Below are 26,130 nucleotides of genomic sequence, written 5' to 3' on the forward strand. Positions count from 1 at the left end.
AATCCATACAATGTATTGGAGCAAGAGGCTTAGAAAGGTTGATTTCAGATGGTAAAACGCAAACTTGTGTTTATCGGAAACGGCATGGCGAGTATGAAATGTATCGAAGAGATCATTCAAAAGCAGCCAGAACTTTATGCCATAACAGTCATTGGAAAAGAGAAGCACTCTGCCTACAATCGAATAAAACTTTCGTCGATTTTACAAAAAAGCGAATCATTCGCTGAAATTCAACTAAAGGAAAAAGAATGGTACACCGCGCATGACATCACATTGTACAAAGGAGAATCAGTTGTACATATCGATACAAATCGAAAGTGTGTCATGACAGATGCGCGCCGGGCAATTCCCTATGACAAGCTCGTCATTGCAACGGGTTCATCGCCGAATTTTCTTCCTATTCAGGGTGTGTCCAAAAAAGGGATATACGCTTTTCGGACAATTGATGATTATGAGGCCATTTGTGCGGATGCAATGCATTATCAACAAGCAGCAGTGATCGGAGGCGGCGTGCTTGGTGTGGAGGTAGCAGCTGGTCTGCAGATGGCGGGGCTTGAAACCACCATCATTCATTATACGGAGCGGCTGATGCAGCGCCAATTAGATGAAACAGCAGCCGGATTATTACAGCAAAAATTCATACGAAAAGGCATTCAGGTGAAAACAAATGCCCATACCATTGCATGCTTAGGCGGTGAGAGGGTAGAAGGCGTTCTATTGAAAAATGGCGATATCGTGGATGCTGATCTTGTTGTTTTTACAACAGGTATCCGTCCGAATATACAGCTTGCAGAGAATCATGGCATACACACGAGAAAAGCCATTGTTGTCAATGACGTGATGGAGACAAATATCCCGAATATTTATGCGATTGGAGAATGTGCAGAGCACCAAGGGATGGTGCATGGCCTTGTTCAGCCCATTTATGAACAAGCAAGCGTGCTCGCTAAGCATCTTTTAGGAGAAAAAATCACACATACACCAAAGCCCATTTACTCAACAAAATTAAAAGTACCTGATTTGCCGATTTATTCTGCTGGCTGTATTGAACATCATTCTCCGTTTATGTCAGCTGTGACTTATTTAGATGAAGAGCAAGAGGTGTATAAAAAATTCGTCTTTGAACGTCAGGCGCTGGCAGGTATTTTATTCGTCGGAGAGCTGGGGAATGCCGATCAGCTTTTGCAAGATGTAAAAGTGGGACGTGATAAAAGTGTGGTCATGAAAGCCCTTCATGAAAAGCAGTCATCCCCACTAGATTCATTAAAAATGGAAGACCTCGTCTGCCAATGTCAAACCGTTACAAAAGGGATGATTTTAAAAAGCATTTCGGTTCATCAGCTGACAAACTTAGACGAGGTGAAAAAACATACTGGGGCAGCAACTGGGTGCGGCGGCTGTCAAGAGCTCGTCCGTGCTTGCTGCCAGTTACCATCACATGATCAAACGGAATCGCAGGCCTTTTTTTGTCCATGTACAGAAGTAGAGGAGCAGACCATTTTTTCGTTTATTAAAAAACAGCAGCCGGTGAATGCTGAAGAAATAAAAAGACATTTTCAACGGAAAACGAATCACGGCTGCGGCATCTGCCGGCCGGCCATTCAATACTATCTCGAGCAATTTCAAGGATCGGTGGAAAAAATCGGCGCTGCTGAACAGGAAGACATGTTGATTCCTCAATTATATGGAGGCCGGCTTGATCTGGATTTTTTGAAAATCATTACGTCTTTGTTAGAGAACAGGCTGATTGAGCAGGCAGAGCTGACAAAGCATAAACGAATACGGCTCATCGGTGTGTCAAAACAGGCGGCACAAATCGTCAAAAATCATTGGCCAATTATGCCTAATGAGAAAAGAAGACTATCTCATATCCTTTCATGCGACTGTAACGATCCAGCTGTCACGTCACTTGTGATGGAGCTGGAAAGACAAGTGGAAGATACACTTTTACCAGCTGTCACCTCCATTCATATCACCGGTGCTTCTTGCACGTGTAAACTTGCTCCAATTGATGACATCTGTCTGAAAAAGCAGCTGGGTGAATGGAACATTTATATAGGAGGCCAGCTTTTTTACACCTTGGCTCATTCAAGTGAGCTTATTCCTTTCTTAAAAGCGCTGCTTGAAGAGTATAGAAAAAATGCTTACTTTCAAGAATCCATTGGCGATTGGCTGTCACGGCAAGGGAACATTTCTATTCGAGAAAAGTTACTTGATGAGGAAATAAGAGAAGAGCTCTGTGCGCAATTTGACCAAAGCAGACAAGGAAATGTAAGACATAAGGATGTGAAGGTATGAGTCAATCTTTTTTACAATATGCCCAGCAAAAATCAAAGCAGGAAGAACAAAAGCGAGTGTTCCCAGCCCAATGTCCTTTTTGCAGTATGCAGTGCAAAATGCAATTAATCGAGCAGCATGTGGAAGGGCGAACACGCTACCAAACGATTGGTGTACACAATCCAACTACGCACGGAAGACTTTGTATGAAAGGACAGCATGCCCACCAGCACGCGCTTCATAAAGATCGCCTGAATCACCCGCTGATCAAAAGAAACGGACAATTTGTAAAAGCGACATGGCAGGAGGCTCTCGAAGAAATCAAAACAAACATAGAATCCCTTCAGCTGTCGCATGGCCATGATGTGATCAGTGTGTACGGAAGCGCATCAATTACAAATGAGGAAGCGTACTTACTCGGGAAATTTGCAAGAGTGGCGCTGAAAACGAAATACATCGATTATAACGGCAGACTATGTATGTCTTCGGCAGCAACTGCCGCAAATCAAACATTCGGACTTGACCGTGGCCTGACCTTTCCTTTAAGCGACATCAAGCATGCACGGGTGTTGATATTGGTTGGAACGAATATAGCGGAATGTCAGCCAACCTTCCTGCCCTACATTGAAGAGGCAAAAAACAATGGCGCTTTTCTCATCGTCATTGATCCGCGCAAAACTCCGACAGCCCAATTAGCCGATTTACATGTCAGCCTCAAACCAGGGTCTGATGCCGCACTGGCAAACGGCATATTGCACATCATGCTGCATGAGCATTTAATCGATGAATCATTTATTCATCAACGAACATCAGGTTTCCAAAAACTAAAGGAGCACATCTCACGCATCTCCCTGCCAGACATTGCTGAGCAAACTGGCGTGACGATTGATGTGATGCAGAAAATAGCAAGGAAATTCGCGCAAGAAAAGACAGGCATGATTTTTACAGCAAGAGGCATTGAGCAGCAAATAGACGGTACAGCCTCTGTGCGTAATTTCCTGAATATTCTGCTTGTTACTGGGAAGATCGGCCGCTTTGGATGCGGCTATGGCGCAATAACCGGCCAGGGAAATGGCCAGGGAGCAAGAGAGCATGGGCAAAAAGCAGATCAGCTTCCAGGATATCGAGATATCTCAAACCCTGCTCACAGAAAAGAAATGGCTGAACGATGGAACATTGATGAAAAAGAACTTCCAGGAAAGGGCGTGTCTGCTTTTGAAATGTTTGAAAAAATGCAGGCAGGTGAAATCAAAGCGCTCTTTTTAATGTGCTCAAATCCTGTCCAATCAGGGCCAAACGCGCACTTGATTCAGCAAGCCATCAAGAACTTGTCCTTTTTTGTTGCCGTTGATTTATTTATGTCTGAGACAGCTGCGCTGGCAGATGTAATTTTACCGACTTCGTCATATTTAGAGGATGAAGGTACCGTGACAAACGTAGAGGGCCGCGTTACGCTTAGAGAAGCAACATATCCACTTAAACACCAAAGAAAGCACGATTGGCAAATCATTTGTGAAATAGCAGCTGTATTAGGCAAAGGAAGCCATTTTTCCTTTTCATCCGCAGAAGAGATCTTTGAGGAATTAAGAGCCGTAACGAAAGGTGCAAAGGCTGATTATTCAGGCATAACCTATGAAAGGCTGAGGAAGGAACAAGGCATAAGGTGGCCTTGTACTCATTTAGAAGATTCGGGAACTGAAAGATTATTTGAACATGCATTCTCACATTCTGACAGTTTAGCGAAGTTTGCCGTCGTCACACACGAAAAAAAGGCTGCAAAGGAACCCGTCAGTCAAGAATACCCTCTTTATTTAACGACCGGCAGGGTGATGGCTCATTACCAAACAGGCGTTCAAACAAGAAGGAGCACCTCTCTTGTTGCCAGACAGTTTGAAGCATATGCAGAGCTTCATCCTGATACAGCGAAAACGTATGGACTTCAGCACGGGGAGCTCGTGACCATCAAGTCAAAAAGAGGAAGTGTCATCATCAGATGCCGCATCTCAGACACCATTCGAAAAGATACCGTGTTTGTCCCATTTCATTGGAGCAAACATCAATCAATTAATCTATTAATTGATGATCAACTAGATCCGCACAGTAAAATGCCAGGCTTTAAATATTGTCCTGTACAGCTGTCAGCCTATGTGAATGAAAAACTATGTGAGAAATTTTAACATGTATTTTCCATCTATGTTTAGATTATGGTATTTTCTAAAAAATGATCACATGAGGGGTGTTTATTCATGAAAGAAAAACTCGTATTAGTGGGGAATGGTATGGCGGGCATTCGAAGCCTTGAAAACATTTTAAAAACAGACGGCGAACGCTTCGACATGACGGTATTTGGGAGTGAACCGCATCCTAACTATAACCGAATTCTTTTATCGAAAGTTCTTCAAGGAGATACGAAGGTCGAGGATATTACGTTAAACGATTGGAACTGGTATCAAGAGCATAATATTCAGCTGTTTACAAACGAGACCATTGTGAAGATTGATACAGAGAACCAAACAGTCACCAGTGATCAAGGACGGACCGTGAATTATGACCGATTGATTTTAGCAACAGGGTCCCTTCCATTCATCCTGCCAATTCCAGGGAGTGATAAAAAAGGCGTAACGGCTTTTCGTACATTGCAAGACACTGAGGAAATGGTCAATGCCTCTACCATGTACAAAAAAGCAGCAGTCATCGGAGGCGGACTCCTTGGGCTTGAAGCAGCACGCGGCCTATTAAACTTAGGCATGGAAGTGAATGTCATTCATCTCAGCTCTCATTTAATGGAACGCCAGCTAGACCCTATTGCAGGCCAGCTTCTTCAAAAAGCATTAGAAGAACAGGGGATGAAATTCCTGCTTGGAAAACAGACAAATGAGATTTTAGGAGATACAAGAGTAGAAGGATTATCATTTTCAGACGGCACTACACTTGAGACAGACCTAGTCGTCATGGCTGCGGGAATTAAACCAAGTAAAATGCTTGCAGAAATAAGCGGGCTTGAAGTGAACCGAGGTATTATTGTCAATGATTTCATGGAAACAAGTGTACCGGGCATTTATGCCGTCGGCGAATGTGTGGAACACAGGGGACAAACGTACGGATTAGTTGCTCCTTTATACGATCAAGCGGCTGTACTTGCCAAGCATGTATGCGGCTTGAACCCTGCTCCATATGAAGGCTCTGTTCTGTCAACACAGCTGAAAGTATCTGGAGTTGATGTATTTTCAGCTGGTGATTTTATTGAAAACGATGAGAAAAAGGCGATCAAAATTTTTGACGAACAAAAAGGCATCTATCAAAAACTCGTCTTCCAGCAAAACCGATTAGTAGGCGCCGTCATGTTTGGAGAAACAAGCGACGGACCTCGTTTATTCTCGTACATTAAAGAAGGAATAGATATGTCGGATATGGAGAAGGTATCTGTCTTAACCTCCAATGATTCGGCGCAAGAAAGCACGATTGACAGCATGGCAAACGACCATATCGTTTGCGGCTGTAATGGCGTGTCAAAAGGGCAGATTGTAGAAGCCATTCAGAAAGAAGGCTTAACAACGTTTCAGGAAGTCAAGCAATGTACAAGTGCCTCACGATCTTGCGGAGGCTGTCAGCCTGTTGTCGAAGAGATTCTTTGGCATACGCTAGGTGAGGATGCAAGCCGGACAGCCCAAAAAGAAACCATCTGCGCCTGCACCACTCTTTCACGAGATGAAGTCATTCATGAAATCAAAGAAAAAGGCTTGCAGCATGTCAAAGAAGTAATGAATGTACTTGACTGGAATACAGAAGAGGGCTGTTCAAAATGCCGACCTGCACTGAATTATTATTTAGGCATGCTTTATCCACTTGAATACAAAGATGAAAAGAGCTCACGCTTTGTAAATGAACGGATGCATGCCAATATTCAAAACGATGGTACCTATTCAGTTGTTCCGCGAATGTACGGCGGCGTCACCAATGCAAATGACTTGAGGAAAATAGCCGATGTCGTCGACAAATATGAAATACCGCTTGTGAAAATGACTGGCGGTCAGCGTATTGACCTTCTAGGTGTCAAAAAAGAAGATTTACCAAAAGTGTGGGCGGATCTAGATATGCCATCGGGTTATGCTTATGGGAAATCTTTAAGAACAGTTAAAACATGTGTTGGAGAACAATTTTGCAGGTTCGGCACGCAGGACTCCATGGCTCTTGGAATTGCACTTGAAAAGAAATTTGAAGGTCTTGCGACACCGCATAAAGTAAAAATGGCCGTCTCTGCTTGTCCGAGAAACTGTGCAGAGTCCGGAATTAAAGACCTCGGTATCGTGGGGATAGATGGAGGGTTTGAATTGTACGCCGGCGGAAATGGCGGCACACACCTGCGGGCTGGAGATTTATTAATGAAGGTCAGTACAGCAGAAGAAGTAGAGCAAATGGCCGCAGCATACCTTCAATATTACAGAGAAACGGCAAATTATTTAGAAAGAACCTCTGCTTGGGTTGAGCGACTTGGCTTAGAGCATATTCAATCAGTACTCCTAGATGATGAAAAACGAGCAGCCTTAATCGAAAGAATGGACATTGCGCTTTCAACATATGAAGAGCCTTGGCAGGAGCTTCGCGAGAGCCAAAAAGACACGAGACAATTATTTCAAAAAGCGACGGCTTCCGTATAAATCAATTGAAGGGATGAGATCATATGACAGTTTCAGTTGTTAAAGTTCACATTGGCACCCTATCAGATTTTCCGCTCCAGCTAGGGAAAACAGTTGAAGCCGGTACACTTGAATTAGCTGTTTTTCAAACCTCTAATAAGCAGTTCAAAGCCATTGAAAATCGCTGTCCACATAAAGGCGGCGTTCTGGCTGAAGGCATGGTCAGCGGCAATCACGTTTTCTGTCCAATGCATGATTGGAAAATTGATCTTTCATCAGGAAACGTACAAGCACCAGACCAGGGATGCGTTAAAACATATGAAACATTCGTTGAAGGGGACGATGTCTTTATTTTATTGCCTTCATAAATGGTTTAGATCCTTCCTTTCATGTAAATGCTGTATATAAATGCAGCAAGAAAGGAAGGAATTTTTGTGCCGTTCGTTAATATTTTGATTGAACTCTTAATCGGATTCTTCGCTTTATTTTTTATTACAAAATTATTAGGGAAAACACAATTTGCACAAATCACACCGTTTGATTTCATTTCTGCACTAATTTTAGGCGAAATGGTCGGAAACGCTATTTTTGATCCGGAAGTCAGGATTCAGCACATTTTATTTGCTGTTGCAGTATGGGGCGTTCTCATTTATACAGTTGAATGGCTTTCACAGCGCTTTAAATCCATTCGCGCTTTTTTAGAAGGAAGACCTACTCTTGTGATTGATAAGGGGAAGATTCACTACAACCGGTTGAAGAAAAATATGCTTGATATCAATCAGCTGCAGACACTGGTTCGCGCAAAAGGCCATTTTGCCCTGAATGAAATTGAATATGCTATTTTGGAAACGGACGGCTCTGTCAGCGTTCTTCCGAAAATGAAATACGCCCCAGCCACAGCCGAAGATGTGAACGTGAAGGGAAAAGAAGTGAAATTGCCTAGAACGTTTATTATTGACGGCGAAATTTTAAAAAAAGATCTTCAAGAAGCCGGCTTTGATGAATCCTGGCTGAATGAGCAATTAAAAAAGCAGCATATTTCCTCTTATCGAGACGTTCTATTTTGTGAATGGATTGAAAATGAAGGGATTTATGCGATGCAATATGAAAAGTCTAAAAAAACATCCACAACATAAAAACGTGGGTGTTTTTTTGTGCGTGTACGGAATAGGATCAAAAAGAATGTTTGATGAAAACGTTCACAAAATGAGGGGGAGATATGTGATGAAATTTAGAAACATATGGATGGTCATGGTCTTGTCTTTCTTTCTTTTTGACCCAGCTTCACTTCAAGCAGCAGAAGCCGGGCATAACCGTGTCCTTGTTGTTGATCAAAAGGGAAGCGGGACATACCGCACCGTTCAGTCTGCCATTGATGCGATTCCAGCAAACAATCAACAACCGGCAACGATCTATATTAAAAATGGCGTATATAAAGAAAAAATATTGCTTCCGCAAAATAAACCACACGTATCCTTTATTGGCGAAAACCAGCACAAGACGATTCTTACGTATGATGATACTAATGCAAGCACCGGCAGTACAACAAACAGTTCAAGCACAATGATTCGTGCAAACGATTTTTATGCAGAAAATATCACTTTTCAAAATACAGCTGGCAGACATGCGGGTCAGGCAGTTGCGCTGTATGTGTCTGGCGACCGGGCTGTGTTCAAACAAATACGTGTGTTAGGCTATCAAGATACACTTTATGCAACAGGCACAGGGCGGCAATATTACGAAAACTGCTATATTGAAGGCACGGTCGATTTTATTTTTGGATCAGCCACAGCTGTGTTTAAAAGAGCTGAAATAAAAAGTCTTGGAAATGGGTATATTACTGCAGCATCCACAACAGAAGCACAAAGGTACGGCTATGTATTCATAGATTCTACGTTGAAAAAGGGAACGGCAGCTGCGCAATCGGTTTATTTAGGACGTCCGTGGAGACCTTATTCGGCTGTGACATTCCTCCATACAAAAATGGATGACCATATAAAAGCCGAGGGATGGCATAACTGGGATAACCATGACAACGAAAGAACGGCAAGGTACAAAGAATTTGGATCGACAGGAGCAGGAAGCAGCCCAGCAAACCGCGTAAAATGGTCAACCATTTTAACCCAAAATGAAGCAAGTCAAATCACAGTTCAGGCTGTTCTTGGCGGAGCCGATGGCTGGAATCCAGAAAAGAGGTAAAGGGCTTGTCAGTTTTCGTCAAAGAAAGCTGACTTTTCTGTTTAAAAAACCTTTGAGAACAAACGTTCTTTTGTGTATAATGAACATATTCTTCTAAAATTGGCTGCAACAAAAAGGAGGGATTGCGTGAAGCGTTTTTCACAGCTCATGTTTTTACAAATATGTATCCTGTCGATTTTATTTCTCCCTTTTTCAGCGAAAGATGAACAACTCAAAGCTCGTGACGATTCACTTCAATGGATGACAGCTTTAGACGAATTCATACGAACAGCACCTGATTTAGAGGGCGCGATCTCTGGCATCAGCGTCCGCGATACTTCTGACACCTCTCTTCTTTATGAACATCAAGCCGATATTCGTCTTACTCCTGCTTCTAATATGAAACTGCTCACATCAGCCATCGCACTTGATATACTTGGAGAAACACACACATTCCCTACAGACATCTGGATGGATGGTTCTATTCAAAAGAAAACGCTACATGGCAGCCTTTATCTTCGTGGCACCGGCGATCCGACTTTATTAGAGGAGGATTTTGCAGCACTCGCCAAACAGGTCAAAAAGGCCGGAATACATACCATTCGCGGACAGCTTGCGGCAGATGATACTTGGTTTGATGACACGAGATACTCGATTGACCTTCCTTGGAGTGATGAGGATCAATATTACGGTGCACAAATTTCTGCTCTCACTGCTTCACCGAATCTAGATTATGATGCAGGGACCGTGATTCTCGAAGTAAAACCAGGGAAAAAAGCAGGACAGAAAGCCGCCTATGATATGATCCCGAAGACGGATGTCGCTCAAGTCATCAATCAAGTGAAAACCGTTCCAGAAGGCGGAAAAAAGAAAATTTCTTTTAAGCGCTCTCACGGAACCAACAAGATAACGTTGGCTGGAACCATTCCGGTTAAAGCAAGCTCATCTAAACAATGGGTAGCTTTATGGGATCCGTCCGCCTATGCTTTAGACTTAATGAAACGAGCGTTAAAGGCGGAAGGGATTCAAGTAAAGGGACCGCTGAAATCAAAACAAGTTCCTAAAAAAGCCAAAAAAATTGCTTCCCATACATCGATGCCATTATCAGAGCTACTTGTTCCTATGATGAAATTAAGCAACAATACCCATGCAGAAATTTTGCTAAAGGAACTAGGCAAAAAAGTGAAGAACAAAGGGAGCTTTGAAGCTGGGCTGGATGTCATGAATGAACGGCTTCCTGCGTTTGGCATCGATCCTTCGCTTGCAGTGCTGCGTGACGGATCGGGGATATCACCTATTAACCTTGTCTCCGCTAACCAGTTCACTTTATTTTTGACAAACATTCAAAAGGAAAAATGGTTTAAAACCTATGAACATGCGCTCCCTTTAGCAGGAGCAAGTGAACGAATGGTGGGGGGAACGTTAAGGAACAGATTGAAGGAACCAGCTACACTAGAAAAAGTACGTGCAAAAACAGGGTCGTTAACAACGGTCAGCACACTTTCTGGATATATTGACACGCAGGGCGGAAAAACGCTCGCTTTTTCCATCTTATTAAATCACCTTGTTGATGACGAAAAAGGGAAAGAGATAGAAGACCGTATTGTCAGCATACTTGCTGAGAATCTTTAGATTTAGAGAGAGAAGGAGAACCATCATGACGTTAGATAATAATCAATCTTTAGTAAAAACCATGTCCATTTTTCTCATCCCGCTTTTGCTAAGTAATATTTTGCAATCGATCGGACAATTAGTGTCAATTGTTCTTGTCGGAAGATGGATTGGAGAGGATGCAGTAGCTGCCATTTCTGCATTCTTTCCGCTTTTCTTTTTACTCGTTTCTTTTTCCATTGGCATTGGATCGGGGAGCTCGATCCTTATTGGACAAGCGTATGGAGCAAAAAATGAACAGAAATTAAAAGAAATTATTGGCACAACGCTTTCATTCACTTTTTTGATTGGGGTATCTTTAGCGATCATTGGAGGTTTTTTCGCAACTGATATCTTAAACCTCATGGGAACACCCGCTAATATCGTGGAGGAAAGTGCGGCATATGCTAGAATTCTATTCATCTCAATGCCGATCTTATTTCTTTATTTTGTTTATACGACCTTCTTGAGGGGAACAGGGGATTCGAAAACACCTTTTTATTTCTTAATGGTTAGTACGGCAACGAATATTTTGATGCTGCCCATTTTATTATTTGGCTGGCTGGGACTGCCAGCGTTCGGCTTATACGGCGCTGCGTATGCTTCTGTGATTTCAACAATTGTGACGTTTATCATTCTACATATCTACTTATATAAGACAAAGCATCCGCTTCGCATTGATGCATCGGTGAGAAAGCATTTATTAATGAAAGGGGATCTATTAAAAACGTTATTAAAGCTCAGTATCCCATCAAGCATTAATATGATCCTTATTTCTTTATCAGAAATTGCCGTTATTTCTTTCGTCAACGATTATGGATCACAGGCGACAGCTGCCTATGGTGTTGTCAATCAAGTCGTGAGTTATGTGCAGATGCCGGCAGTGAGTCTTGGCATTGCGGTCTCAATCTTTGCAGCACAATTCATTGGTGCAGGGAATATGAATCGACTGAAAGATGTCATTAAAATTGGGTTAGGACTTAACTTTGCCATAGGCGGATGTATCATTATTTTCGTTTATATTTTTGCACCGCAGATTTTATCTATCTTTTTAACAGATCCTAAGACGATAGACATTGCCTATAGTTTGGTCGTCATTACACTATGGAGCTATCTCATTTTTGGAACGGCCCAAATTGTTGCAGCCACAATGAGAGCAAGCGGGACAGTTCTTTGGCCAACGATCTTTAGTATTTGTTCCATTTGGCTTGTAGAAGTACCAGTCGCTTATGTGCTATCACACTATACATCCCTTGGCATTAAGGGAATATGGATTGGCTACCCTGCTGCGTTCTTTGTGAACTTACTCCTCCAATACAGCTACTATCAGCTCGTATGGAAGAAAAAACAAATTGTAGCGCTTGTTCAATCATAATGTGAAAGCGTAAAGCAGCATATACATACGAAGATCTCTCACTTTTAAGGAGGCCGGATCTTTTATGTTTTTGAATCAAAGAAGTGAACTAAGCTCGTACAATATCGGTGACTTTTCTTATGCCGGACCAGATTTCCAAGTGTTGACGTGGGGGGAAGGAACGACATTACATATTGGGAAGTTTTGTTCTATCGCAAACGAGGTGAAAATTTTTCTAGGCGGGGAACACCGTACTGATTGGGTCACAACGTACCCGTTTAATCAAATTTTTAAAGAAGCTGCCCATATTAAAGGACATCCCAAATCGAAGGGGGATGTTCATATTGGACATGACGTATGGATTGGATATGGTGCGACGATTATGTCAGGAGTATGTATAGGAAACGGGGCCGTGATCGGGGCAAATAGTGTGATCACAAAAGATGTGCCGCCATATGCAATTGCAGCAGGAAATCCCCAGCAGCTCATGAAATATCGATTTTCATCCGAAATAATCGAAAAACTGCAGTTATTAGAATGGTGGAATTTAGAGTTTTCAATCATCCAATCTATATTTCACCTTTTGCAATCCCATGATATTGAACGTTGTATAACTGTAATAGAAGATATAAAAAAGAAAGGCTGAGAAAGCCTTTCTTTTTTTGTTTAGCTAAGCCGTATGATGGTCAAGCTAGCACCTGCAGCACCTGCAGCACCGCCCCCGCCAACTAAAATAGCTGTGACAACTGCCCCAAAAAACTGCAGCGAAATGGTGCTTCCAGCTGTTATATTGACGATTAAAGTATTATTGAGAAACGAAGTAGAGATAACCGGTGATTGAACAGAACCAGACACAGTATCTCCATTTAAAAGCAAACGTGTATTAATTAAAAGAGCTGTGGTGGTATTAACTTGATACGTAATATAATATTTGCCAGTTTGCAAAACGGTAAAAACAGTGCTCGTTCCGTTTGCTGTAAAACCAGTAATGTTTTGAAAGTTTGGCAGAGGAATATTGGTTCCACCAGCTACAGTGATAATGGTAGGTCCAGAACTATTAGCAGCATAAAGTGCTGTATCCGTAAAACCACCTGTTCCAGTAGCCCCAGTGACACCAGTAACACCGGTCGCGCCAGTAGGTCCGGTTGATCCGGTGATACCTGTAGCGCCAGTACGACCAGTAGCCCCAGTGATACCCGTCGCACCCGTGATGCCTGTAGCGCCAGTAGGTCCGGTTGATCCGGTAATCCCCGTGGCACCAGTAGGACCAGTTGCCCCAGTGCTACCCGTGGCACCAGTAGATCCGGTGGATCCAGTAATCCCCGTGGCACCGGTAGGACCAGTTGATCCAGTACTACCCGTGGCTCCAGTAGGTCCGGTAGCTCCAGTGGTCCCCGTGGCACCGGTAGGACCAGTTGATCCAGTACTACCCGTGGCACCAGTAGGACCAGTTGCCCCAGTGCTACCCGTGGCACCAGTAGGCCCGGTAGCCCCAGTAATCCCCGTGGCACCAGTAGGTCCGGTAGCTCCAGTAATCCCCGTGGCACCAGTAGGTCCGGTAGCCCCAGTAATCCCCGTGGCACCAGTAGGTCCGGTAGCTCCAGTAATCCCCGTGGCACCAGTAGGTCCGGTAGCTCCAGTGATCCCTGTTGCGCCAGTAGGTCCAGTTGACCCAGTGCTACCCGTTGCGCCGGTAGGCCCGGTAGCTCCAGTAATCCCCGTGGCACCAGTAGGACCAGTTGGTCCAGTGCTACCCGTGGCACCAGTAGGTCCGGTAGCCCCAGTAATCCCCGTGGCACCAGTAGGTCCGGTAGCTCCAGTAATCCCCGTGGCACCAGTAGGTCCGGTAGCCCCAGTAATCCCCGTGGCACCAGTAGGTCCGGTAGCTCCAGTAATCCCCGTGGCACCAGTAGGTCCGGTAGCTCCAGTGATCCCTGTTGCGCCAGTAGGTCCAGTTGACCCAGTGCTACCCGTTGCGCCGGTAGGCCCGGTAGCTCCAGTAATCCCCGTGGCACCAGTAGGACCAGTTGGTCCAGTGCTACCCGTGGCACCCGTATCTCCAGTTGCTCCAGTGATCCCTGTAGGCCCGGTAGCTCCAGTAATCCCCGTGGCACCAGTAGGTCCGGTAGCCCCAGTAATCCCCGTGGCACCAGTAGGTCCGGTAGCTCCAGTAATCCCCGTGGCACCAGTAGGTCCGGTAGCTCCAGTGATCCCTGTTGCGCCAGTAGGTCCAGTTGACCCAGTGCTACCCGTTGCGCCGGTAGGCCCGGTAGCTCCAGTAATCCCCGTGGCACCAGTAGGACCAGTTGGTCCAGTGCTACCCGTGGCACCCGTATCTCCAGTTGCTCCAGTGATACCTGTAGGCCCGGTAGCTCCAGTAATCCCCGTGGCACCAGTAGGTCCAGTTGATCCGGTAATCCCCGTGGCACCAGTAGGTCCAGTTGATCCGGTAATCCCTGTTGCGCCAGTAGGCCCAGTTGATCCGGTGATACCTGTCACCCCAGTAGGACCAGTTGGTCCGGTAATCCCCGTGGCACCAGTAGGTCCAGTTGATCCGGTAATCCCCGTGGCACCGGTAGGTCCGGTAGCCCCAGTAATCCCAGTAGCCCCGGTATCTCCAGTAGCTCCGGTAATCCCCGTGGCACCAGTAGGACCAGTTGGTCCAGTGCTACCCGTGGCACCAGTAGATCCGGTTGATCCAGTACTACCCGTGGCACCGGTAGGTCCGGTAGCTCCAGTGATCCCCGTGGCGCCAGTAGGTCCAGTTGTTCCAGTGATCCCCGTTGCGCCAGTAGGCCCGGTAGCTCCAGTAATCCCAGTCGCACCGGTAGGACCAGTAGGTCCAGTGCTGCTCTGGTACCCGTATCTCCAGTTGATCCGGTAATCCCTGTGGTGCCGGTAGGCCCAGTAGGTCCAGTGATCCCCGTTGCGCCAGTTGGTCCAGTAGGTCCAGTGATCCCCGTGGCACCAGTAGGACCAGTTGGTCCAGTGCTACCCGTGGCACCCGTATCTCCAGTTGCTCCAGTGATACCTGTAGGCCCGGTAGCTCCAGTAATCCCCGTGGCACCAGTAGGTCCAGTTGATCCGGTAATCCCTGTTGCGCCAGTAGGCCCTGTTGATCCGGTGATACCTGTCACCCCAGTAGGTCCAGTTGACCCAGTGCTACCCGTGGCACCAGTAGGTCCGGTAGCTCCAGTGATCCCTGTTGCGCCAGTAGGTCCAGTTGACCCAGTGCTACCCGTTGCGCCGGTAGGCCCGGTAGCTCCAGTAATCCCCGTGGCACCAGTAGGTCCGGTAGCTCCAGTGATCCCCGTTGCGCCGGTAGGACCGGTAGCCCCAGTAATCCCCGTGGCACCAGTAGACCCGGTTGATCCGGTAATCCCCGTGGCACCAGTAGACCCGGTTGATCCGGTAATCCCCGTGGCACCAGTAGGTCCGGTAGCACCGGTAATCCCCGTTGCGCCGGTAGGCCCGGTAGCCCCAGTAATCCCCGTGGCACCGGTAGGACCGGTAGCCCCAGTAATCCCCGTGGCACCAGTAGGTCCGGTAGCTCCAGTAATCCCCGTGGCACCAGTAGGTCCGGTAGCCCCAGTGCTACCCGTTGCGCCGGTAGGCCCGGTAGCTCCAGTAATCCCCGTGGCACCAGTAGGACCAGTTGGTCCAGTGCTACCCGTGGCACCAGTAGGTCCGGTAGCTCCAGTGATCCCTGTTGCGCCAGTAGGTCCAGTTGACCCAGTGCTACCCGTTGCGCCGGTAGGCCCGGTAGCTCCAGTAATCCCCGTGGCACCAGTAGGTCCGGTAGCCCCAGTAATCCCCGTGGCACCAGTAGACCCGGTTGATCCGGTAATCCCCGTGGCACCAGTAGACCCGGTTGATCCGGTAATCCCCGTGGCACCAGTAGGTCCGGTAGCACCGGTAATCCCCGTTGCGCCGGTAGGCCCGGTAGCTCCAGTACTACCCGTGGCACCAGTAGGTCCGGTAGCTCCAGTGATCCCCGTTGCGCCGGTAGGACCGGTAGCCCCAGTAATCCCCGTGGCACCAGTAGGTCCGGTAGCTCCAGTAATCCCCGTGGCACCAGTAGGTCCGGTAGCTCCAGTGATCCCCGTTGCGCCGGTAGGACCGGTAGCCCCAGTAATCCCCGTGGCAGCCGGTAGCTCCAGTAATCCCGTGGAACAGTAGGTCCGGTAGCTCCAGTAATCCGTGTACCAGTAGGTCCGGTAGCTCCAGTGATCCCTGTTGCGCCAGTAGGTCCAGTTGACCCAGTGCTACCCGTTGCCGTAATCGGTAGCTCCAGTAATCCCGTGGCACCAGTAGGACCAGTTGGTCCAGTGTTACCGTGGCACCCGTATCTTGAAGTTGCTCCAGTGATACCTGTAGGCCCGGTAGCTCCAGTAATCCCCGTGGCACCAGTAGGTCCAGTTGATCCGGTAATCCCCGTGGCACCAGTAGGTCCGGTAGCTCCAGTAATCCCCGTGGCACCAGTAGGTCCGGTAGCTCCAGTGATCCCCGTGGCGCCAGTAGGTCCAGTTGTTCCAGTGATCCCCGTTGCGCCAGTAGGCCCGGTAGCTCCAGTAATCCCAGTCGCACCGGTAGGACCAGTAGGTCCAGTGCTGCCTGTAGTACCCGTATCTCCAGTTGATCCGGTAATCCCTGTAGGCCCGGTAGCTCCAGTAATCCCCGTGGCACCAGTAGGTCCAGTTGATCCGGTAATCCCCGTGGCACCAGTAGGTCCAGTTGATCCGGTAATCCCTGTTGCGCCAGTAGGCCCAGTTGATCCGGTGATACCTGTCACCCCAGTAGGACCAGTTGGTCCGGTAATCCCCGTGGCACCAGTAGGTCCAGTTGATCCGGTAATCCCCGTGGCACCGGTAGGTCCGGTAGCCCCAGTAATCCCAGTAGCCCCGGTATCTCCAGTAGCTCCGGTAATCCCCGTGGCACCAGTAGGACCAGTTGGTCCAGTGCTACCCGTGGCACCAGTAGATCCGGTTGATCCAGTACTACCCGTGGCACCGGTAGGTCCGGTAGCTCCAGTGATTCCCGTGGCGCCAGTAGGTCCAGTTGTTCCAGTGATCCCCGTTGCGCCAGTAGGCCCGGTAGCTCCAGTAATCCCAGTCGCACCGGTAGGACCAGTAGGTCCAGTGCTGCCTGTAGTACCCGTATCTCCAGTTGATCCGGTAATCCCTGTGGTGCCGGTAGGCCCAGTAGCTCCAGTGATCCCCGTTGCGCCAGTTGGTCCAGTAGGTCCAGTGATCCCCGTGGCACCAGTAGGACCAGTTGGTCCAGTGCTACCCGTGGCACCCGTATCTCCAGTTGCTCCAGTGATACCTGTAGGCCCGGTAGCTCCAGTAATCCCCGTGGCACCAGTAGGTCCAGTTGATCCGGTAATCCCTGTTGCGCCAGTAGGCCCTGTTGATCCGGTGATACCTGTCACCCCAGTAGGTCCAGTTGACCCAGTGCTACCCGTGGCACCAGTAGGTCCGGTAGCTCCAGTGATCCCTGTTGCGCCAGTAGGTCCAGTTGACCCAGTGCTACCCGTTGCGCCGGTAGGCCCGGTAGCTCCAGTAATCCCCGTGGCACCAGTAGGTCCGGTAGCTCCAGTGATCCCCGTTGCGCCGGTAGGACCGGTAGCCCCAGTAATCCCCGTGGCACCAGTAGACCCGGTTGATCCGGTAATCCCCGTGGCACCAGTAGACCCGGTTGATCCGGTAATCCCCGTGGCACCAGTAGGACCAGTTGGTCCAGTGCTACCCGTGGCACCCGTATCTCCAGTTGCTCCAGTGATACCTGTAGGCCCGGTAGCTCCAGTAATCCCCGTGGCACCAGTAGGTCCAGTTGATCCGGTAATCCCCGTGGCACCAGTAGGTCCAGTTGATCCGGTAATCCCTGTTGCGCCAGTAGGCCCAGTTGATCCGGTGATACCTGTCACCCCAGTAGGACCAGTTGGTCCGGTAATCCCCGTGGCACCAGTAGGTCCAGTTGATCCGGTAATCCCCGTGGCACCGGTAGCCCCAGTAATCCCAGTAGCCCCGGTATCTCCAGTAGCTCCGGTAATCCCCGTGGCACCAGTAGGCCCAGTTGGTCCAGTGATCCCCGTGGCACCAGTAGATCCGGTTGATCCAGTACTACCCGTGGCACCGGTAGGTCCGGTAGCTCCAGTGATCCCCGTGGCGCCAGTAGGTCCAGTTGGTCCAGTGATCCCCGTTGCGCCAGTAGGCCCGGTAGCTCCAGTAATCCCAGTCGCACCGGTAGGACCAGTAGGTCCAGTGCTGCCTGTAGTACCCGTATCTCCAGTTGATCCGGTAATCCCTGTGGTGCCGGTAGGCCCAGTAGCTCCAGTGATCCCCGTTGCGCCAGTTGGTCCAGTAGGTCCAGTGATCCCCGTGGCACCAGTAGGACCAGTTGATCCAGTACTACCCGTGGCACCCGTATCTCCAGTTGCTCCAGTGATACCTGTAGGCCCGGTAGCTCCAGTAATCCCCGTGGCACCAGTAGGTCCAGTTGATCCAGTAATCCCAGTAGCCCCGGTAGGACCTGTTGACCCAGTGATCCCAGTAGCCCCGGTAGGTCCAGTTGTTCCAGTGATCCCAGTAGCCCCGGTAGGTCCAGTTGTTCCAGTGATCCCTGTTGCGCCAGTAGGCCCGGTTGATCCAGTAATCCCAGTAGCACCAGTAGGTCCGGTTAATCCGGTGATCCCCGTGGCGCCGGTAGGACCAGTAGGTCCAGTGCTGCCTGTAGCCCCCGTATCTCCAGTAGCTCCAGTGATACCTGTAGCCCCAGTAGGTCCGGTTAATCCGGTGATCCCCGTGGCGCCGGTATCACCAGTTGGTCCAGTTCTACCAGTGGCACCAGTAGGCCCGGTTGATCCAGTAATCCCCGTGGCACCAGTAGGACCAGTAGGTCCAGTGATACCTGTAGCACCGGTATCTCCAGTTGATCCGGTAATCCCCGTGGCACCGGTATCTCCAGTTGATCCAGTACTACCCGTGGCACCAGTAGGCCCAGTTGGTCCAGTGCTGCCAGTGGCACCAGTAGATCCGGTAACCCCCGTGGCACCGGTAGGTCCGGTATCTCCAGTGATCCCCGTTGCGCCAGTAGGTCCGGTATCTCCAGTGATACCTGTAGCACCGGTAGACCCTGTTGCTCCAGTAATCCCAGTAGCACCAGTAGGTCCAGTTGACCCGGTAATCCCCGTGGCGCCGGTATCTCCAGTTGATCCGGTGATCCCCGTGGCACCAGTAGACCCGGTAGCTCCAGTACTACCCGTGGCACCAGTAGGCCCAGTTGGTCCAGTGCTGCCTGTAGTCCCAGTGATTCCCGTGGCACCGGTAGAACCAGTTGACCCAGTACTACCAGTGGCACCAGTAGGCCCGGTTGATCCGGTGATCCCCGTTGCACCGGTAGGTCCGGTATCTCCAGTGATCCCCGTTGCGCCAGTAGGTCCGGTATCTCCAGTGATACCTGTAGCACCGGTAGACCCTGTTGATCCAGTAATCCCAGTAGCACCAGTAGGTCCAGTTGACCCGGTAATCCCCGTGGCACCAGTAGACCCGGTAGCTCCAGTAATCCCCGTGGCACCAGTAGGTCCGGTATCTCCAGTGATCCCCGTTGCGCCAGTAGGTCCAGTTGACCCGGTAATCCCCGTGGCGCCGGTATCTCCAGTTGATCCAGTGATCCCCGTTGCACCAGTAGGTCCAGTTGACCCAGTACTACCTGTAGCACCGGTAGGTCCAGTTTCACCTGGTGCTGCTAAAAGTGTGTAATCTGGCGACGTATCTGGCGTACCTGAAGGTGGTGCAGAATCCACAATATACGTACCACCACCATAAGTGACCACTTGACCGACTGAATATGTTGGTGCCATAACAGGATCATAGGCTTCAATACCACTTAATCCGATCCCAGTAGGACCCGTAGGACCGGTTTCTCCAGAAGCAGCTAAAAGGGTATAGTCGGGGGAGAGTCCAGGTATTCCTGATGGAGCGTCAACATTGGCAATGTAAGTACTGCCATCAAACGTGACCACTTGCCCTGCATCGTAATCTTGTGATTGTGAGGGATTAAAAGGAAGGGCGCCGGTTAACCCGCCAGCAGGTCCAGTAGGTCCGGTTGGTCCAGGGGGACCTGCTGGGCCTGCCGGGCCTCTTGGTCCAGCTCTTTGATTTTGTTTTGATTGTTTTATTCCTTTTGCATTGTGGCAAGGTTGATTCCCTTGAGATATATTTTGTTTTGAATATTCTTGTTTAATGAATGGACAGTCTCTTTTTCGAGGACGGTCATGACGTGATCTTTTGTAATGAGGCTGTTCATGGTATTTACCGCAAAAGGGACATTTGTGTTCGAATTGATTGTACAAATTGCCCATCTCCTAGAATTGATATTTCATTCTATGTGCAAATTTTCAAATTGGAAGTAAAACCTAGAAAATCATCATTTCGAAAATCATCGAATCAAATCATTTAAATCTTTCATTGATTTGTGTTATGGTGTTGAAAGTATAAAATAGTATGATTTTTGACAGAAATGGGGACATCATATATGAGTCAATCAGTTTTACAAGGCAAAGCCTATTCCGTTTTAAATTTATCCTCAGTGACAGAAGGAGGTACCATTAAAGAATCTTTTGATCGTAGTATGGATTTAGCAAAGAAGGCGGAGAAGTGGGGTTATCATAGATACTGGCTGGCAGAACACCATAACATGGAAGGGGTAGCGAGCTCTGCAACGTCTGTTTTAATTGGATATATTGCGGGAGGAACCGAAAAAATTCGAGTAGGATCTGGCGGGATTATGCTGCCAAACCACTCTTCACTTGTCATTGCCGAACAATTTGGCACACTTGAGACATTGTATCCGGGGAGAATTGATTTAGGTCTTGGCAGAGCACCAGGGACAGATCAGTTAACAGCAAGAGCGCTTAGACGTAATCTTCATAACGGAGAAGATTTCCCTGAGCAGCTTGAAGAACTTCGTCAATATTTCAAACCGACCGGTCAGGTTAAAAAACATGTAAGAGCTGTTCCAGGAGAAGGCCTGGACATTCCAATTTGGCTCCTTGGTTCAAGCGGTTTTAGCGCTAGACTTGCAGGAGAACTTGGATTGCCATTTGCCTTTGCAGCACACTTCTCACCTAAAAATACAATTCCCGCATTAGAGTTGTACAGACAGTCATTTAGACCTTCTGATGTATTAAAAGAGCCTTATGCCATGGTCGGTGTGACGGTTTTTGCTGCAGATCAAACAGAACGGGCTGAATATTTGGCAACCTCTCATTATCAGCGGTTTTTAAGTCTCATTCGCAACACACCAGGAAAACTGAAGGCGCCTGTCGACAGCATGGACGGTCTTTGGAGTCCATATGAAAAGGCGATGGTGGATGAACAATTAAGCTCGACTATCATTGGGGATAAAGAAAAGGTGAAAACAGAATTAGAAGCCTTTATAGAAGCTACTCAAGCAGATGAAGTGATGATTAATTCGGATATGTTTGACCATCAAGAAAGAATGCGCTCGTATGAAATCATCGGAGAGATTTTTCAAGAGGCACAAGAAAAATAAACATAAAAAAGAACTGCACAGAGCAGTTCTTTTTTATTTAATCTTTTGTAAAAATGCGAAATGGTTGTCCAATTGGCAGAACAATACGGCCAAAATGTGTATTAAGAACAACAGCTGCAGAACCATAAAATGAAAGCAGAGAAATGATCAATTCTGCAATACCAGCCATGGTATGAGTCACATCATACATCACACCAAAAGTGCTAAGGGAAAGACCAATGAATAAGAAATCAATAAAGACGAAAATCAAAAATAACACTTTATGTGTTTCCATTGCACCAATCGTCATAAACAAGCTGAAAATCAAATAACCAATAAACGCAAAGCCTAGCTGTTTTGGATCTGCTGCTCCCGCAAGCGTTTTCCCAAAGACGCCGGCTTGAATGAGCCAAGTTGTTCCAACGCCCATCCAGAAAAGACCGAATGCGCCAAAAGCAGTGGCTCCAAAAATATTATGATGCTTTGAATCTTGTATGGACGCGATCAGCTGCGCGATTCCTCCAAGGAAGATAGCCCAAGGTAAAATAAGAGAAGTGCCATCTGTGATTCCTAGTTTTTGTGAGGACGCAACGAGCGTCACCATTGCTAAACCAAACAAACCAAGTGGTGTTGGGTCTGCAATTGATAATCGAATTGCTTGAACATTCTGTTTTTCCATAATGACCTCCTACAATTTGCACTTACAAAAGATACTCGAATTCGATAGAAACGTCAAGCTCTTTTTTAGTAGACACTTGCATCGTCTTCCAAATAAATCTATATTTAATACATATCAAATGTGATAGAAAAAGAGGGATAACATGAGTAAAGGCTTATCTGGAAAAACGATTGCCATTTGTGGAACAAGAAAAACAGAAGAAATGCGTACACTTGTCGAAAAACAAGGAGGACAAGCCGTTATTCGCTCTCTTCAAGGAACCGTATTTTTAGCCAAAGAGGATTTAAAGCCAGGCATAGAAACCTTTGTGAGACAAGGGGCCGACTGGGTGATCTTGACAACAGGCATCGGTACAGATACATTGATTGAGAGTGCAGAAGAGCTGCAGCTTGGTAAAGAATTTATGAACATTCTATCAAACGCACATATTGCTTCAAGAGGGTACAAAACCTTTGCTGCGCTGAAAAAACGCGGAATTCAGCCAGAGGTCTCTGATGAAGACGGAACGGTTCGTGACTTGATTTCAAAGCTTGAAGACAAGGAGTTTCAAGGAAAACGCGTGATGGTGCAGCTTCATGGTGAAAATGCACCAGCTCTCATTCAGTTTTTACATGACAAGGGGGCAGATGTTTTGCCGCTTTTACCATATCAGCACACACCTCCTGAACCAGAGGCAGCTGAAACGCTGCTGCAAGAAATGAAAGATGGACAAGTTCATGCCGTCTGTTTTACAACCGCTGTCCAGGTCCACGCTTTTTTCAAACTAGCCGCAGAGTGGGGCAGAAAAGAAGAATTGCAAGCATTATTCGAGCAGGATGTGCTTGCAGTAGCTGTCGGAAAAGTTACGGCTGAAGCTTTAAAAGAAGAAGGAATAGACCGAATTCTTGCCCCGTCACTTGAGAGAATGGGAGCAATGATTATAGAATTATCCCAATATATGAAAAAACAATCAGCACACATATAAAAAAAGCCTTTCACCAGGGGACTGACCCCCGTTTTTGAGACAGGGATCAAAACACCTTTATACAGCCAATTGCCGATAGTTGATCGGTGATTGGTTGTTTAGTTTCGTTTGAATACGAATGTTGTTATAATAATAAATGTATTCTTTGACAGTGCGTTCTACGATGGTGGTCGTAGTTCGATCAATGCTGTGAAGATAGAACGTTTCAGACTTTAGCGAGGAATGAAACGATTCGATGGAGGCATTATCAGCGGGCGTCCCTTTACGGGACATGCTCATGGTAATGCCTTTTATATGAACAGCTTTCTGATACTCGTAAGATGTATACACAGAACCTTGGTCGCTATGTAACACGCAGTTCTCAGGCAGTGCTGGGAGCTGATCAATTGTGTTTAAAATAAAGTCCGTGTCCTGCTTATCACCAATCGTAAAAGCAATCACTTCTCCATTATATAAATCCAATATACTGGAAAGGTACAATTGTTTCTGTCCATAAGGCAAATACGTGATGTCCGTTACTAGTTTTTCAAGAGGGCGATCAGACTGAAAGTTCCGATCCAGTATATTACCGGCCACGGCATAGGGCTGCCCATTCTTCTTACGCTTTTTCATTTTAACCCGGCACTGCCACTGGTTTTTCTGCATGATACGTTGAACAGTTTTATGGTTAATATGCAACCTCATTTTTAGTATGGCTGTGATTTTTCGATATCCATATCGATACTTGTGCTCTCGGCACAACGTGCCGATTTGTTCCTCTAGTTGTTTTTTAGAATGATTCTGAGTCAGATCTTTTTTCCATCTATAGTACGAAGCGCGAGAGATGCCTAAATGGACACAAATGTCCTGTACTGTCATCATTTTGCACAATTCTTCTACTAGTTTGATTGACGTTTCTTTATCAACTTCCTTTCCAATTCGTTGTACTTTTTTAAAACTTCATTCTGTTGACTCAGATAGCGATTTTCTGCCTGCAGTCTCTCTAATTCGGAAGAGTACTCGGGACCCTTTCCATAGGTATATTGTTTTCGGAACCGGTGTGTATCCCCAGCCTTATGCCACCTCACCCATGTCTGAACCTGCGTCTTATTCTTGATATTCAATTCCTGCATGATCTCTTTCATAGATACGCCTGCCAATCTCATTTCTACAGCCTTCTGCTTGACTTCAACCGGATAACTCACTCTTGTCCCCATAGAAAAAACACCTCCATGTTTTATTTCGGATTACAACGATCCGTTTTCAAACTTGAAGGTGTTTTTTATTTGTCTCATCTTATGGGGTCAGTCCCCCAGATCAGTGAAAGGCTTTTTTGTTAGATTGTCCGTTTTCGATTCGTCCGAATTTTTTTGAGTACAAAGTAGAGAACAATCAGGACGATGGCAATGACCATAATGGGGGTTGTATAAGCATGAGCAACACTTTGAATATGATCCCATTTCGTCCCAAGCTGCATGCCAAGATAGATAAATAAGATAGACCAAGGGATGGCAGCTAATCCTGTCAAGAAAACAAATTTCAAAAAAGGCATCTTGGCAATACCCGCTGGAATCGAGATGGCATGACGGACAACAGGGATAAAGCGGGCGGTAAAGACTACACCGGTTCCATACCGATCAAACCAGCGCTCTGCAGTCGCGATATGATGTTCATGGATGAATAAATACTTTCCATACTTTGTTAAAAAAGGTCGTCCGCCGTACAGACCGATCCAGTAAATAAAACACTGGGCGAGCGTACCACCGATGACGCCGGCAATCACAGCTCCTACAAAACCAATTGTGCCTGTTGATACCATATATCCGCCATAGGCAAGTACAATTTCACTCGGAATGATTTCAATCATCAGTCCAAGTGCAACACCCGCGTAACCTAGGCTTGTCAGCCAGGTTAAAATTTCATTAAACAAGGTTCCCATTCATTTCACTCTGCCTTTAAATACGAATTTTCTTCAAGCATCCTTATAAGAGCCTATGCTTGTTTTTCTTCTCTCATGAGTATGCTTTGCATATATGCTAGCATGGCTGGCCGCATATCATGACGCATTAATCCAAGTTCTGCCGCTGCCTTAAACGAGCCGAGCTTATCACCAACATCAAATCTCATCCCATCTAATTGTGTTGCATAAATGGGTGATTCATGTGCAATGATTTTCAGTGCATCTGTCAGCTGGATTTCGTTCCCGGTACCTCTCTCGATTCCTTGTAAAATAGGAAAAATCGATGGTGTTAACAGGTACCTGCCCATGACGGCTAAATCGGAAGGAGCTTCATGAATTGCTGGCTTTTCCACTAAGTCTGTGACTTCAAACACTTGACCGTCTATTCTAGCTGGTCTTATCATACCATACTTACTGACATCTAGACGATCCACTTGCTGGACGCCAATGACCTCTCTTTGTTTGTCTTCAAAGACTTCCATGAGCTGAGAGAGTGCAGGTCTTTCTGACACCATGACATCATCACCTAAAAGGACCGCAAAAGGATCATTGCCAATAAAATGACGTGCACATAATACCGCATGTCCAAGACCTAAGGGCTCCTTTTGACGAATATAATGAATATTGGCCATATCCGCAATATGTTTGATTTCAGCCAGCTGTTCTTCTTTCCCTTTTTCAAGCAACGTGTGTTCTAGCTCAATCGAACGGTCAAAGTGATCTTCAATCGATTTTTTATTTCTTCCTGTGATAATTAGTATATCTTCAATGCCTGATTGAACAGCCTCCTCAACTATGTATTGAATGGCGGGTTTGTCGATAATAGGCAGCATTTCCTTTGGCTGTGCTTTCGTTGCGGGTAAAAAACGTGTGCCTAATCCGGCTGCTGGTATGACGGCTTTTTTAATGTTCATTGAA

The 26,130-nt window shown here is 46.9% G+C and carries 18 protein-coding genes; 11 read left to right on the plus strand and 7 right to left on the minus strand.

The window, feature by feature from the left end; translation table 11 throughout:
• Positions 1-48 precede the first annotated feature (48 nt).
• From JJ692_RS11680 to JJ692_RS11720, 9 genes are all read left to right on the plus strand, one after another.
• The gene (locus JJ692_RS11680) at positions 49-2,298 is read left to right on the plus strand and encodes an FAD-dependent oxidoreductase (RefSeq protein WP_206533783.1); all 2,250 of its coding nucleotides are present in this window, start codon (positions 49-51) and stop codon (positions 2,296-2,298) included.
• Positions 2,295-4,454, plus strand: coding sequence for an assimilatory nitrate reductase catalytic subunit NasC (gene nasC, locus JJ692_RS11685; protein WP_073205901.1), 2,160 nt, complete (start codon positions 2,295-2,297; stop codon positions 4,452-4,454). The genes JJ692_RS11680 and nasC overlap by 4 nt, the downstream gene beginning before the upstream one ends.
• Before the next feature lie 69 nt (positions 4,455-4,523).
• Positions 4,524-6,935 (plus strand): nitrite reductase large subunit NirB, encoded by a 2,412-nt coding sequence (gene nirB / locus JJ692_RS11690; RefSeq protein ID WP_073205898.1) that lies wholly within the window; start codon positions 4,524-4,526, stop codon positions 6,933-6,935.
• 23 nt (positions 6,936-6,958) lie between these two features.
• Positions 6,959-7,282 (plus strand): nitrite reductase small subunit NirD, encoded by a 324-nt coding sequence (nirD, locus tag JJ692_RS11695; protein WP_034621391.1) that lies wholly within the window; start codon positions 6,959-6,961, stop codon positions 7,280-7,282.
• Positions 7,283-7,348: 66 nt separating this feature from the next.
• The gene (locus JJ692_RS11700; RefSeq protein ID WP_024422641.1) at positions 7,349-8,050 is read left to right on the plus strand and encodes a DUF421 domain-containing protein; all 702 of its coding nucleotides are present in this window, start codon (positions 7,349-7,351) and stop codon (positions 8,048-8,050) included.
• A gap of 88 nt (positions 8,051-8,138) precedes the next feature.
• Positions 8,139-9,113: a pectinesterase family protein gene (locus JJ692_RS11705; RefSeq protein ID WP_025093154.1), complete on the plus strand. Its 975-nt coding sequence runs from the start codon at positions 8,139-8,141 to the stop codon at positions 9,111-9,113.
• Between the two features lie 126 nt (positions 9,114-9,239).
• Positions 9,240-10,724 carry a D-alanyl-D-alanine carboxypeptidase/D-alanyl-D-alanine endopeptidase gene (gene dacB / locus JJ692_RS11710; protein ID WP_206533784.1) on the plus strand — a complete coding sequence of 495 codons (1,485 nt, stop codon included), beginning with the start codon at positions 9,240-9,242 and terminating at the stop codon, positions 10,722-10,724.
• Positions 10,725-10,749: 25 nt separating this feature from the next.
• Entirely contained in the window at positions 10,750-12,117 is a 1,368-nt protein-coding gene (locus JJ692_RS11715; RefSeq protein WP_206533785.1) for an MATE family efflux transporter, read from the plus strand.
• A gap of 64 nt (positions 12,118-12,181) precedes the next feature.
• Entirely contained in the window at positions 12,182-12,742 is a 561-nt protein-coding gene (locus tag JJ692_RS11720; protein WP_024422637.1) for a CatB-related O-acetyltransferase, read from the plus strand.
• A gap of 20 nt (positions 12,743-12,762) precedes the next feature.
• Here the strand turns inward: JJ692_RS11720 and JJ692_RS18955 are convergent, their stop codons facing one another.
• Genes JJ692_RS18955 through JJ692_RS11730 form a run of 3 tightly spaced genes read right to left on the minus strand, consistent with a single transcriptional unit; the run spans position 12,763 to position 20,449 of the window.
• The gene (locus JJ692_RS18955; RefSeq protein WP_481747511.1) at positions 12,763-14,694 is read right to left on the minus strand and encodes a beta strand repeat-containing protein; all 1,932 of its coding nucleotides are present in this window, start codon (positions 14,692-14,694) and stop codon (positions 12,763-12,765) included.
• Positions 14,592-15,233: a collagen-like triple helix repeat-containing protein gene (locus tag JJ692_RS19310; RefSeq protein WP_481747500.1), complete on the minus strand. Its 642-nt coding sequence runs from the start codon at positions 15,231-15,233 to the stop codon at positions 14,592-14,594. The genes JJ692_RS18955 and JJ692_RS19310 overlap by 103 nt, the downstream gene beginning before the upstream one ends.
• On the minus strand, positions 15,230-20,449 hold the full coding sequence (locus tag JJ692_RS11730; RefSeq protein ID WP_346986668.1) for a hypothetical protein: 5,220 nt from the start codon (positions 20,447-20,449) through the stop codon (positions 15,230-15,232). The genes JJ692_RS19310 and JJ692_RS11730 overlap by 4 nt, the downstream gene beginning before the upstream one ends.
• Positions 20,450-20,631: 182 nt before the next feature.
• On the opposite strand from JJ692_RS11730, the gene JJ692_RS11735 reads away from it, so the two are divergent.
• Positions 20,632-21,651 (plus strand): LLM class flavin-dependent oxidoreductase, encoded by a 1,020-nt coding sequence (locus JJ692_RS11735; protein ID WP_024427753.1) that lies wholly within the window; start codon positions 20,632-20,634, stop codon positions 21,649-21,651.
• A 37-nt stretch (positions 21,652-21,688) separates the two neighbouring features.
• On the opposite strand, the gene JJ692_RS11740 is transcribed toward JJ692_RS11735, so the two are convergent.
• Positions 21,689-22,309, minus strand: a complete 621-nt coding sequence (locus JJ692_RS11740) for an acetate uptake transporter (protein ID WP_025093160.1) — start codon at positions 22,307-22,309, stop codon at positions 21,689-21,691.
• A 142-nt stretch (positions 22,310-22,451) separates the two neighbouring features.
• Between JJ692_RS11740 and JJ692_RS11745 the strand changes: the two genes are divergently transcribed.
• On the plus strand, positions 22,452-23,273 hold the full coding sequence (locus JJ692_RS11745; protein WP_025093161.1) for a uroporphyrinogen-III synthase: 822 nt from the start codon (positions 22,452-22,454) through the stop codon (positions 23,271-23,273).
• A gap of 57 nt (positions 23,274-23,330) precedes the next feature.
• Here the strand turns inward: JJ692_RS11745 and JJ692_RS11750 are convergent.
• The 3 genes from JJ692_RS11750 to galU form a co-directional block, all read right to left on the minus strand.
• Positions 23,331-24,469 (minus strand): IS3 family transposase gene (locus JJ692_RS11750; protein WP_206533786.1). Its coding sequence is split into 2 segments (ribosomal slippage): positions 23,331-24,208 and positions 24,208-24,469, totalling 1,140 coding nucleotides; the frame shifts between segments, so codons are not numbered across the junction.
• 119 nt (positions 24,470-24,588) lie between these two features.
• Complete coding sequence (gene uptA / locus JJ692_RS11755; protein WP_024425701.1) at positions 24,589-25,191, minus strand: undecaprenyl phosphate transporter UptA; 603 nt, start codon at positions 25,189-25,191, stop codon at positions 24,589-24,591.
• Positions 25,192-25,244: 53 nt separating this feature from the next.
• Entirely contained in the window at positions 25,245-26,126 is an 882-nt protein-coding gene (galU, locus tag JJ692_RS11760; protein ID WP_206533787.1) for a UTP--glucose-1-phosphate uridylyltransferase GalU, read from the minus strand.
• Positions 26,127-26,130: the final 4 nt, after the last annotated feature.

Source organism: Bacillus sp. 3a (assembly GCF_017161885.1).
In the GTDB taxonomy this organism is placed as follows: domain Bacteria; phylum Bacillota; class Bacilli; order Bacillales; family Bacillaceae; genus Bacillus; species Bacillus safensis.

Coding starts and splice junctions, on each gene's coding strand:
- nirD (WP_034621391.1), top strand. CDS start 6,959: ATGACAGTTTCAGTTGTTAAAGTTCACATTGGCACCCTATCAGATTTT.
- JJ692_RS11705 (WP_025093154.1), top strand. CDS start 8,139: ATGAAATTTAGAAACATATGGATGGTCATGGTCTTGTCTTTCTTTCTT.
- nasC (WP_073205901.1), top strand. CDS start 2,295: ATGAGTCAATCTTTTTTACAATATGCCCAGCAAAAATCAAAGCAGGAA.
- uptA (WP_024425701.1), bottom strand. CDS start 25,191: ATGGGAACCTTGTTTAATGAAATTTTAACCTGGCTGACAAGCCTAGGT.
- JJ692_RS11680 (WP_206533783.1), top strand. CDS start 49: ATGGTAAAACGCAAACTTGTGTTTATCGGAAACGGCATGGCGAGTATG.
- nirB (WP_073205898.1), top strand. CDS start 4,524: ATGAAAGAAAAACTCGTATTAGTGGGGAATGGTATGGCGGGCATTCGA.
- JJ692_RS11745 (WP_025093161.1), top strand. CDS start 22,452: ATGAGTAAAGGCTTATCTGGAAAAACGATTGCCATTTGTGGAACAAGA.
- JJ692_RS11720 (WP_024422637.1), top strand. CDS start 12,182: ATGTTTTTGAATCAAAGAAGTGAACTAAGCTCGTACAATATCGGTGAC.
- JJ692_RS11740 (WP_025093160.1), bottom strand. CDS start 22,309: ATGGAAAAACAGAATGTTCAAGCAATTCGATTATCAATTGCAGACCCA.
- JJ692_RS11715 (WP_206533785.1), top strand. CDS start 10,750: ATGACGTTAGATAATAATCAATCTTTAGTAAAAACCATGTCCATTTTT.
- JJ692_RS11735 (WP_024427753.1), top strand. CDS start 20,632: ATGAGTCAATCAGTTTTACAAGGCAAAGCCTATTCCGTTTTAAATTTA.
- galU (WP_206533787.1), bottom strand. CDS start 26,126: ATGAACATTAAAAAAGCCGTCATACCAGCAGCCGGATTAGGCACACGT.